Origin of the sequence: Limnobacter sp. UBA7229 (assembly GCF_002473065.1) — a bacterium.
Taxonomy (GTDB): Bacteria; Pseudomonadota; Gammaproteobacteria; order Burkholderiales; family Burkholderiaceae_B; genus Limnobacter; species Limnobacter profundi.
In genome coordinates, this window is the sequence record NZ_DKTN01000016.1 from 138,605 (window position 1) to 148,935 (window position 10,331).

General features: G+C 53.0%; 10 protein-coding genes. 2 read left to right on the plus strand and 8 right to left on the minus strand.

The features are described 5' to 3' along the window. Positions 1 to 30: 30 nt before the first annotated feature. The 8 genes from B4C79_RS09660 to B4C79_RS09695 all read right to left on the minus strand — a co-directional run bounded on the left by B4C79_RS09660 (position 31) and on the right by B4C79_RS09695 (position 8,891). A complete protein-coding gene (locus tag B4C79_RS09660) occupies positions 31 to 3,168 on the minus strand; it encodes an efflux RND transporter permease subunit (protein ID WP_291762581.1) in 3,138 nt (1,045 codons plus the stop codon). Further along, positions 3,165 to 4,556: an efflux RND transporter periplasmic adaptor subunit gene (locus B4C79_RS09665; protein WP_291752491.1), complete on the minus strand. Its 1,392-nt coding sequence runs from the start codon at positions 4,554 to 4,556 to the stop codon at positions 3,165 to 3,167. The genes B4C79_RS09660 and B4C79_RS09665 overlap by 4 nt, the downstream gene beginning before the upstream one ends. After that, positions 4,553 to 5,878: a TolC family protein gene (locus tag B4C79_RS09670; protein ID WP_171097059.1), complete on the minus strand. Its 1,326-nt coding sequence runs from the start codon at positions 5,876 to 5,878 to the stop codon at positions 4,553 to 4,555. The genes B4C79_RS09665 and B4C79_RS09670 overlap by 4 nt, the downstream gene beginning before the upstream one ends. A gap of 92 nt (positions 5,879 to 5,970) precedes the next feature. Continuing rightward, a complete protein-coding gene (locus B4C79_RS09675; protein WP_171097057.1) occupies positions 5,971 to 6,288 on the minus strand; it encodes a hypothetical protein in 318 nt (105 codons plus the stop codon). Positions 6,289 to 6,510: 222 nt separating this feature from the next. Next, positions 6,511 to 7,503, minus strand: coding sequence for a patatin-like phospholipase family protein (locus B4C79_RS09680; protein ID WP_171097055.1), 993 nt, complete (start codon positions 7,501 to 7,503; stop codon positions 6,511 to 6,513). Between the two features lie 15 nt (positions 7,504 to 7,518). Further along, complete coding sequence (locus tag B4C79_RS09685) at positions 7,519 to 7,857, minus strand: copper-binding protein (protein ID WP_171097053.1); 339 nt, start codon at positions 7,855 to 7,857, stop codon at positions 7,519 to 7,521. A gap of 36 nt (positions 7,858 to 7,893) precedes the next feature. Continuing rightward, complete coding sequence (locus B4C79_RS09690) at positions 7,894 to 8,403, minus strand: cupredoxin domain-containing protein (RefSeq protein ID WP_171097051.1); 510 nt, start codon at positions 8,401 to 8,403, stop codon at positions 7,894 to 7,896. A gap of 158 nt (positions 8,404 to 8,561) precedes the next feature. Further along, the gene (locus B4C79_RS09695) at positions 8,562 to 8,891 is read right to left on the minus strand and encodes a hypothetical protein (protein WP_171097049.1); all 330 of its coding nucleotides are present in this window, start codon (positions 8,889 to 8,891) and stop codon (positions 8,562 to 8,564) included. A gap of 167 nt (positions 8,892 to 9,058) precedes the next feature. Between B4C79_RS09695 and B4C79_RS09700 the strand changes: the two genes are divergently transcribed. Together B4C79_RS09700 and B4C79_RS09705 are read left to right on the plus strand one after the other, a co-directional pair. Continuing rightward, entirely contained in the window at positions 9,059 to 9,754 is a 696-nt protein-coding gene (locus B4C79_RS09700; RefSeq protein ID WP_105029761.1) for a heavy metal response regulator transcription factor, read from the plus strand. A gap of 2 nt (positions 9,755 to 9,756) precedes the next feature. Further along, positions 9,757 to 10,331 (plus strand): hypothetical protein (locus B4C79_RS09705; protein ID WP_291762584.1); only part of this gene is annotated, 575 nt, incomplete at its 3' end.

Genomic DNA, 10,331 nt, shown 5'->3' on the forward strand with positions numbered 1-10,331 from the left:
ACTCCACCAGCGTTTACACAGAACAAACAGTTATTTTTCCCTTTTCAGAGTTTGTTTACGCCGCATGAGCAGGAACACTGCTGGCACCACGAACATCGACAACAAAGGTGCGCTGATCATACCGCCTACCATGGGTGCGGCAATGCGCTGCATGACCTCACTTCCTGTACCGGTACCCCACATAATGGGTATCAGCCCGGCAAGAATGGTGAGCACGGTCATGGCTTTGGGGCGCACCCGCAGCACAGCGCCTTCGCGGATCGCATCCAGCAAATCGCCCTCTTCAGTGTTTCCCCGTTTAACGCGGTTGGCCCAGCTTTGATTCAAATAAAGCAGCATGATGACGCCGAATTCAGCCGCCACACCCGCCAGTGCAATAAAGCCCACAGCACCCGCCACTGACAAATTGAACTCAAGAAGCCACAGCAGCCATGCGCCACCAATCAGTGCAAAAGGCAGAGTGGCCATGATCAGCAAGGCTTCATCCACTTGCTTGAAGGTCATGTACAACAGCACAAATATGATCAGCAAAGTGAATGGCACCACCAATTTTAATTTCTCGGTGGCACGCTCCAGGTATTCAAACTGCCCCGACCATGAAATGGAATAGCCGGCCGGCAGCTTTACTTGCTCAGCTACGACACGTTGCATGTCCAGCACGGCAGAACGCAAATCGCGCCCGCGAATATCAATGTACACATAGCCAGCCAGGCGGGAGTTTTCGCTGCGCAACATGGGTGGCCCATCGGTGATGCTGATTTTGGCCACATCACTCAACACAATGCGCTGGCCTGAACCGGTGTAAATTGGCAAGGCACGCAGGCGGGTCAGCGAATCGCGCAATTCACGCGGGTAGCGCACATTGATGGGAAAACGCTGCAAACCTTCCACTGTTTCACCAATGTTCATGCCACCCACTGCGCTTGAGATAATCGATTGAATGTCAGATATATTCATGCCGTAGCGCGCAGCCAAGTCACGGTCAATGTCCACATCCACATAACGCCCACCGGTAAGGCGTTCGGCGAACGCGCTGCTGACCCCATCCATGTTTTTCACCGCTTGCTCGATGCTCACGGCCACATCGTTGATGGTGCCCAGGTTTGGGCCGGTCACCTTCACACCCACCGGGCTTTTGATGCCTGTGGCCAGCATGTCGATGCGATTGCGTATGGGCGGCACCCAAATATTCGTTAAGCCGGGTACCCGTACAATTTTGTCGAGTTCATCAACCAGCATGTCGGCAGTCATGCCATCTCGCCATTCGCTTTTGGGTTTGAACTGAATGGTGGTTTCAAACATCTCCATGGGTGCGGGGTCAGTGGCTGTCTCTGCGCGGCCAGCCTTGCCGTACACACTTTCTACTTCAGGCAGGGTTTTGATTAAGCGGTCAGTTTGCTGCAGCAACTCGGCAGCCTTGCCTGCCGACAGGCCCGGTAAAGCGGTGGGCATGTAAAGCAAATCGCCTTCATCAAGCGGCGGCATGAATTCAGTGCCCAGCTGGCTTAAGGGGTAAAAGCTGAGGCCCAGTAACACCATGGCCACCGCCACCGTAGTTTTTGGAAACTTCAACACGGCATCAAGCGCGGGGCGATAAGCTGCAATCAAACCCCGGTTGATGGGGTTGGCTGTTTCACTTGGAATTTTGCCGCGAATCAAGTAGCCCATCAACACCGGAATCAGCGTAATGGCCAGGCCCGCAGAGGCCGCCATGGCATAGGTTTTGGTGTAGGCCAGGGGCGCAAACAAGCGCCCTTCCTGAGCTTCCAGTGTGAACACCGGAATGAAGCTGAGCGTGATCACCAGCAAGGAGGAAAACAATGCAGGGCCAACTTCGACCGCAGCATCGCCAATAACCTGCCAACGCGCTGCACCTTCAAGTTTTTGGCCCGGGTTGTCGTGCTCCCACTGTTCAAGGTGCTTGTGCGCGTTTTCAATCATGACCAGTGCAGCGTCCACCATGGCACCAATGGCGATTGCAATGCCGCCCAACGACATCACATTGGCATTCACCCCTTGCTGCTCCATCACAATGAAGGACACCAACACGCCCAAAGGCAGGGAGACAATCGCCACAAAGGCCGAGCGAAAGTGCAACAGAAACACAAAACACACCAGCGCTACCACAATGAATTCTTCAAGCAGTTTGAAACTGAGGTTGTCGATTGCATTGTTGATCAGTGTAGAGCGGTCGTACACCTCCACCACCTCCACGCCTTCAGGCAAACCCAGTTTCAGGCTTTCCAGCTTGGCCTTCACCGCTTCAATGGTGTTCAGAGCATTTTTACCCGAACGCATCACCACAATGCCGCCCACGGACTCGCCACTGCCATTTAATTCGCCGATGCCACGGCGCATTTCAGGGCCGATCTGGATGCGGGCTACATCTGCCAGCTGCACAGCAATGCCGGTGTCACTGCTTTTTAGGGGAACAGAACGAAAATCGTCCAGATTCTCCAGGTACCCGGTGGCGCGCACCATGTATTCGGCTTCACCCAGTTCAATCACCGAGCCACCCGCTTCCTGATTGGCGTTGTTAATTGCCATGACCACTTCATCGAGCGTAATGCCGTAGCCCGCCAACTTTTGAGGGTCGAGCACCACCTGGTACTGCTTCACGAAACCGCCTACTGAGGCCACTTCGGCAACGTCTTCCACGGTTTTCAATTCATAGCGCAGAAACCAGTCTTGCAAAGCCCGCAGTTGCGACACATCCAGGTTGCCGGTGGTGTCTTGCAGGGCGTATTGGTAAATCCAGCCCACGCCTGTGGCATCTGGCCCCAAGGCGCTTTTGGCACCAGCTGGAAGGCTGCTTTGCGCCTGGTTTAAATACTCCAGTACCCGCGAACGCGCCCAGTACAAGTCCACACCATCTTCAAAAATAATGTAGACAAAACTGTCGCCAAAAAACGAGAAGCCGCGCACGTCTTTCGCGCCGGGCACGGAAAGCATGGTGGTGGTAAGCGGGTAGGTCACCTGATTTTCAATAATTTGAGGGGCCTGCCCCGGAAAGCTGGTGCGCACAATCACCTGCACATCGGATAAATCGGGCAGCGCATCAAGCGGGGTTTTGTAGACCGACACCACACCCCAGGCACTGATCATGAGTGTTGCGATCAACACCAGCAAACGGTTTGCAATGGACCAGCGAATAATGAAAGCAATCATGGTTGCTCTCCGGTATTCAAACGCGCTTCAAGCCCTCGCAAACTGGCTTCAGAGTCAATCAGGAACTGACCAGAAAGCACCACCTCCTGGCCGGGTTGCAGGCCTTCCAGCACCTCGGTTTTTCCATCAAATTCAATGCCAGTTTTGATTTCAACTGGCGTGAAGCGGCCTTCCTCATTGGCCAACATGACCACCGCACGGCGGCCGGTTTGTATTACTGCCTCCGAAGGAACAATCAATGTTTCTGGTCGGCTTGAATCCATGAAACGGGTTTGTACAAACATGCCGGGCAGCAGTTTCTGCTCCGGATTCTTCAACACAATGCGGGCCAACACGGTGCGGGTATTGCTGTTCAACTGCGGCAGCACAGCCTGCACCGTGCCCTCAAAACTACGCCCTGGCACAGCTTGGGCCTTGGCCACTACATTGACACCAGGCCGCACGTAAACGGCCTGCCCCTCGGGCACCTCGGCTTGCACCCACACGGTGGACAGTCCGTTGATTTCCATCAGGGTCATGCCGGGCTGCACTGTCATGCCTTCACGCACCATCAGCTCAGTGATCACACCGCTGCGGGGTGCAACAATGGCCACACGGGGTTGTGTTCGCCCACTTTGCTCAACCTGCCGAATTTGTGCATTGCTCATGCCCACTTGCAACATGCGCTGTCGCGCAGCATCAACCAAGGGCTGCAAGTTCTCACCTTTCATTTTTTGCAGTGACAAGAATTCCTCTTGCGCGGCAATCCAGTCGGGTACATACACCGTCAACAGGGTTTGGCCTTGTTGGACCGAATCGAGTGTGGCAGTCACATTCAGCTTTTCCACGTAACCCATGGCACGGGATTGAATCACCACCCGCTCACGCTCGTTCCACTGCACAGAGCCACTGGCGCTGATTTCAGGGGCCAACATACCCATGGCCACCGCCGCTGTGCGTATGCCCAGGTTTTGCTGAATGCGCGGACTTACCTTCACGCTGCTGTTGTCGGCTGAATCGGCGCCTGAGTACGCGGGCACCAGCATCATGTCCATGAAGGGGCTTTTGCCGGGTGAATCAAATTTGCGACCTGGCACCATGGGGTCGTGGTAATACTGCACGGCCAGCCCGGTTTCAGGATCAACATCACCAGCCTTGATACCGCTTTCCATGTGTCTGCGGGTGGCGGCTTCACCTTGCGGAATGTTCCAGGTGGAGGGGTCTACCTTCCCACCATCTAAACCACCCTCAACGGCGCCACCCTCAACTGCGCCACCCTCATTTGCACCACCAATAGGGGCCGACATCATTTCCATGCCCTGGTTCATGCCCAGTGCCCACAAACCATAACCCCCGCCAGCCAGCGCTGCCAATGCGAACACGCCAACTGCAATATGCGTCTTTTTCATTGTTGTACCTCTACAGGAATCAGGTATTCCAGTTGCGCCCAAAGTTGAGCGGTGTCCATTTGAATGCGCAGTTTTTCCATGCGCATGTCGATCTCCATTCGGCGCGCAGCCAACACCTCGGCCAAATTACCCGTGGCCCCTTGGTAAGCTGCAAGCGCAGCTTGCGTGCGCTGTTGGGTCAGCGGAATCAGGCTGCGATCAAAGTCGCCGATTCGCTTCAAATTGCTTTTCCAGGTTTGCTGCCAGCGTTGTGTTTGCACCAAGTGTTCGCGGTGCAGTTCAATGCGCTCCGCCTTTGCTTTGGCGGCCATGGCGTTGGCTGAGGCCAGTGCCTGGTTCTGCCGGTTGTCCTGGTCCACAAACAGCGGGCGTGACGCGCCAAATGACAGCATTTCCGAGAACTCGGGCCCACGTCCGGCATACATCACCGACAAGGTCCAGTCTGCTGACTTTTCCTGTTGCTTTACTTGAACCTCGGCAAGTGCAGTGGCTTCGGCTTTTTCAAGAGCCAACACCTCGGGGTGACGGTGAAGCCTTTCAAACAGGTCTGATGCCTGCAAGCGCGATTGCGTCAAGTCCACAGGGCCAGCAAGGGTTGCATCGGCTTGCTCACCCACCCAGCGCTGCAGTTCCGCTTGAGCATTGTCCAGCAAGGTTTGTGTGTCCTGAATTTTCAGGTCCATCAAACCCAGTTCTGTACGTGCCGCAAACACATCGGTTTGCGCAGTCTTGCCTGACCGGTACTGGGCATCGGCAGCCTCAATTTGCAACGCCAGTTCATTGCGCTGCGATTGCAGCAGAACCAACATTTCCTGTAGATAAAAGCGGTCCAGATACGCCTGCGCTGTGGCGGTGCGCAGTTTACTCAATGCCTGAAACTTTCCGGCTTGAGCAAACTCGGCGCTTTTGTTGAACACGTTGGCCTGAGCGTTGCGCTTGTCCTTGCGGGTAAATGTTTGGGAAACACCTACCCCCCGCATGGTCATGAAATCAGCCGCGAGGCTGAACTGGTCTGGCCCGTTGGCAGGAATGTTGATTACTTCCAGGTTCAACATGGGATCGGGCAGTTCACCTGCGGCAATCGCCTGGCTTTGTGCCGCTTTCGTGGCTGCGTCTTGTGCACGCAGTGCCTCTGATCGCTGCTCTGCCAAGGCAAGGGCTTTCGACAGGCTCAACACCCCTCGCTCTTGCTGAGTCAACGCCTGTGCCAAGGTGTACTCGGTGGTGGCTGTATCTTGGGCCATGACATTGCCCATGAAAAATACTGCCGCCAAAGCCACTGCAACCAACGCCAATTTAATAAAGGTTGTTTTGCCCAACATGGGGGCCTCCTGCATGGTGTTCAAACCATGAGAAAAACGATAGAAACCGCAAGCAGTCAAGCATTGCGGCAGTTCGGGGGTTTCAACAGAAGTCAGGCCCGGGGCGGGCGATCGAGAGGAATTTGAAGCTGGGAGAGCAGCAGTGTTTTCACTGTTGGCACGTGCACGGGTGAAACACCCTGAGAGTCGAGAATTACTGCCTCATAGGCCAGCGAAGGAACCACACAACACACGGGCGAGCCTGCAAAACAACCTTCCTCCACATGTTGCGCCATCTCGTCCATTATGGCTGATGGCGTAGTGTCCGATTGCAATGCATCCATCTCGGCGCAGCATGGCAACGCGTGCGCCAGGCTTTGAAAAAGCAGCGCAAACAACAATGCAGCGTGGATCAGCGATTGACGGATCATGTGAATTTCAATGGTAAGTGCTCTCAAAAGGTAGCACACAGTCGATAAGCACAACAAGGAATTTACGTTCATTGCCCATTACAAATTTGTAATGCAACTTAAAGCATCTGCTCATTCGTCCCTGCGTAATCAAAAGCATCGACCTCAGTAATGGCGATACAAGCGAATGAACCGGTGAAGGGTTGGTATCAATTTGACACCAATTTCGGCACAATTGATTAATCACCTCAATTGTTTTTCAGCATCTCGAAGTTTTTCTTTGGCCTCTAAATAACCTGTTTTAAAAACCCAATGACGGTCATTCAGACCCAGTTGACCAACATTGGTTAATTGAGGCGCAATGATCATTGTTGCCATTGGCATCTCAAGTTCTTTGATCCGAAAACTCGAGATCAAAAAGGTTTGAAACATCAAATCGGTCAGCGTAAAAACTTCTGCAAGTTCGGGTGGATACACCACATCCACGGCAAGAATGGGTAGCTTGCTCAAGCGCTGCGCCGGGCCAATGGGTAGTGGCGAACTGGCCTGACCATCGATGTAAAGACGCCCATTGATTGAGGGTGGTGTGAAGATACCCGGAATTGTTGAAGACGCCCGCACAGCCTGAGTAACATCACCCGCATTGAAAACTACGGGACGACCGGTTTCCAGATCAGTGGCCACGATGGCAACTGGTTTTAAGAGAACTTCAAACGTTTGAACGCCAAAATCACGACGCAATTGTCGTTCGAGAAACTGGCCAGAGAACACCCCTGCCTCGCCCTTCAAAACTGGCTGCCCCAGGTTGGGCAACACAGGTACAAACAGATCCCGGCTACTTAGTGAATCAGCACGTTGCATCATTTGATCGGCTGTATAACCCAAACCCCAGTAAGCGGCCACCACAGCGCCAGCGCTGGTACCAATCACCATTCTGGGCTCAAGCCCCTGTTCCTCAAGGGCCTTTAGAACTCCGATGTGCGCAAAGCCCCGAACACCGCCGCCGGAAAGAACCAATATGAAACCCTTCTCGAATTTCTGAGTGTAGGCGGCACGCTCGGCGCTAAACCAAGGTTCTCCCTTCACCGCAACAGTTGGTTTGTGACTTTCCGGCTGAATAAAATTTCCGATTGTTTGACAGGCGCAAAGCACCATTGCTGAACCAAGCAAACTCAGCATTAAACCCACTTTGCCCGCGATAACGGACCCAGCGGGAAATCCAGATTTGTTTTGCAATGGCGCTTCTCCTGATTACTGTTTCTTCTCGATGTGCGTGATATTCATGTTTTGATCCACGGCGAACAGAACATTATCGCCTTTGTTCAGGCCTTCCAGTTGTGCCGCCTCTTTGGCCGAGAAAACCATGGTCATTGGAGGCATTTGAAGATTCTTGATTTCGCCATGCTTCAATGTGACCTTACCTGTCTTCGGATCAATTTTTTTCACCTCGCCCTGTGTCATTTCCATGGTTTCCACAGATTTCTGCTCGGTGGCTTTGCCAGCATGGGCACCGTGATCTCCCGCGGCAAAAACCGAAGTCGAAATTGACAATGCAAAGATAGAAGCGATTTTGATTAATTGGGTTTTCATGATTTTTCCTTTTCAGTGTTAACAATGATTATTGGCTTATTTACCTACTCGCAACGGCCCACGCATGCCAGCGTCAAAGTGGCCAGCAATCAGGCAGGCAAACTCAAACTCGCCACTTCGGTTAAAGGTCCAGACCATTTCCGTGGTTTTCCCCGGCGCCACATGCGCCATGTAGGGTTCATCATGCTCCATATTTGGAAATTTCTTCATTAAGTCGGCATGCTCCAGGTTCTTGTCTTTTGTCCCAAGCACAAATTCGTGCATCAGTTTTCCTTCGTTTTTCACAACAAATTTCACTGTTTCACCTTCCTTGAACTGCATTGAAGAAGGCTCAAAGCGCATGCTGTCGGACATCACCACTTTGACCGTTCGGTTTGCCTTGGCCGGCGTGCCAGCAATGCCCCAAGCGGTTTGCTCAAGAACTGGCTGTGCAGTGGAATTGGGCTTTTTGTGCTCCTCAGTGCCGTGCGCCAATACGGCTACCGGCAACAAAAGCCCAGCGCCAAGCAACAACGATAGAGAATAATTTGCGAATGTTTTTTTCATGCTTAATTCCTTAGTGGTCCGAATGGGCTTTAGGTTTTCTGACCTTCAACTTGATTGTTTCCTGAGGTCGATTGCTGGACTTCATGGCGGGGCCAACAACACCTGAAATTCCCGACTGCTCACCAACATCAATTCGACTGTGAAATTCAGACTTGGCTTTAGTTCGAATTAGCAAGACGACGCTCTTCTAGAGTTTGGCTTTGCAATTCACGCAGCACCTCCTGACGGGATTTTCCAGAGCGTGAGTTGCCCCAATCACCATGTGTGGTCCCATCACCGCTGGCTTCAGAACCGATGATGTTTGCGCGGTAGCCGCGAAATCCCTTGCTGGCATGTGACGCAGATTTCGCTGGATCTTTGTATCCCAGATGGGGTTCATACACCGCATCGCCTTTGCCGGGGTGGAAGGCAGCATCGGCAAGTGCCACTGCAGGTGCAGCAATCGCGAAGGTGGTAATCAGAACAGCGGCGATTTTAATATTTTTCATGATGATCTCCTGATTGACTCGAATTGGAGGGTTGTTTTCTAAACCCATGCCTTCAGTCTAGTCAGGGGCACCTGTCAGCCACCTTCCCGGTACATTACAAATATGTAATCTTCACCAAATTCGGGGTGGTTATACTGTGCTTCGGTGCACCAAATGAAGACAATTCAATGAAACTGCTTTTGATCGAAGACGACCTGCGGCTGGCCGATTACCTGAAGAAGGGACTGACCGAAGAAGGTTTCGTTGTCGATTTGGCACGCAACGGGATTGACGGTTTGCATTTGGCCACCCAAGGCCTTTACGACGTGATCATTCTTGATGGCATGTTGCCCGACATTGATGGTTTGGCGGTATTAAGTGCGTTACGCCAATCCAAAAGTATTCCGGTACTGATGCTTACCGCCCGCGCCATGGTTGAAGACAGGGTGAGCGGCCTGAAGGCCGGTGCAGATGACTACCTGGTGAAACCCTTTGCGTTTGCCGAGCTGGTGGCCAGGCTTCACGCCCTGGGGCGCCGAACTTCAACAGTTGCAGCAGAAAGCCAAACCACCGTATTGACCTTGCTGGACCTGGAGTTGGATGCGGTGCGCCGCACGGCCAAACGCGGCGGCAAGGATTTGCGGCTAACGGCCAAAGAATTTTCATTGCTGTGGCTGCTGCTTCGCCGCAAAGGAGAAGTGATTAGCCGCACCGAAATTGCAGAACTGATTTGGGACATGCATTTTGACAGCGAAACCAATGTGATCGATGTGGCCATTCGCAGGTTGAGGATCAAGCTGGACGACCCTTACGAAATTCCGCTGCTTCATACCATTCGGGGCATGGGGTATGTTCTTGAGATTCGGGCGCAGGGCAAGGAGTGACCGTGAAATCAATTTCCAGAGCCACCATCGGTTTGACCAGCTCCGTCAGTGTACTGGGCGTGGTTTTACTCGCAGTGCTTGTGTATTGCTGCATCCACTTTTGGCAGGCCAAGCAACAGGAAGAAACCGCCAACCGCGCGCTTCATGCAGTTGAACACCTTTTACTAAAACCTACTGCCGAATATTCACCCGAAGACGTGAAACATGGCCTGGAAGAAGTGTTGGGAGGGCAAGGTCGAACCCAAGCCCGCGTTGTTGACAGCCAGGGCAATCGCATGTTCGGTCCAGAGGTGTTCTTCAACGGAGAGGGATCTGTTCGGGAATTCTCTCAAGTGTTTGAAACCGAACTTCCCCAACTGCAAGCCAAACGGGTTGAACTGGCGGTAAGCACCGTAGACGACGAACGTTTTCTGAACTTCATTTCAGGAATTTTTGCATCGTCCATCGTGTTGTGGATCCTGGTGTCGGTGTTGATCAGTATGCGACTGATTCGCCTGGTTTTGCGCCCCATCAATCGACTGACAGAACGCATTCACAATTTGGGGCCACGCTCGCTTGATGTTGTGCTGGACGACCA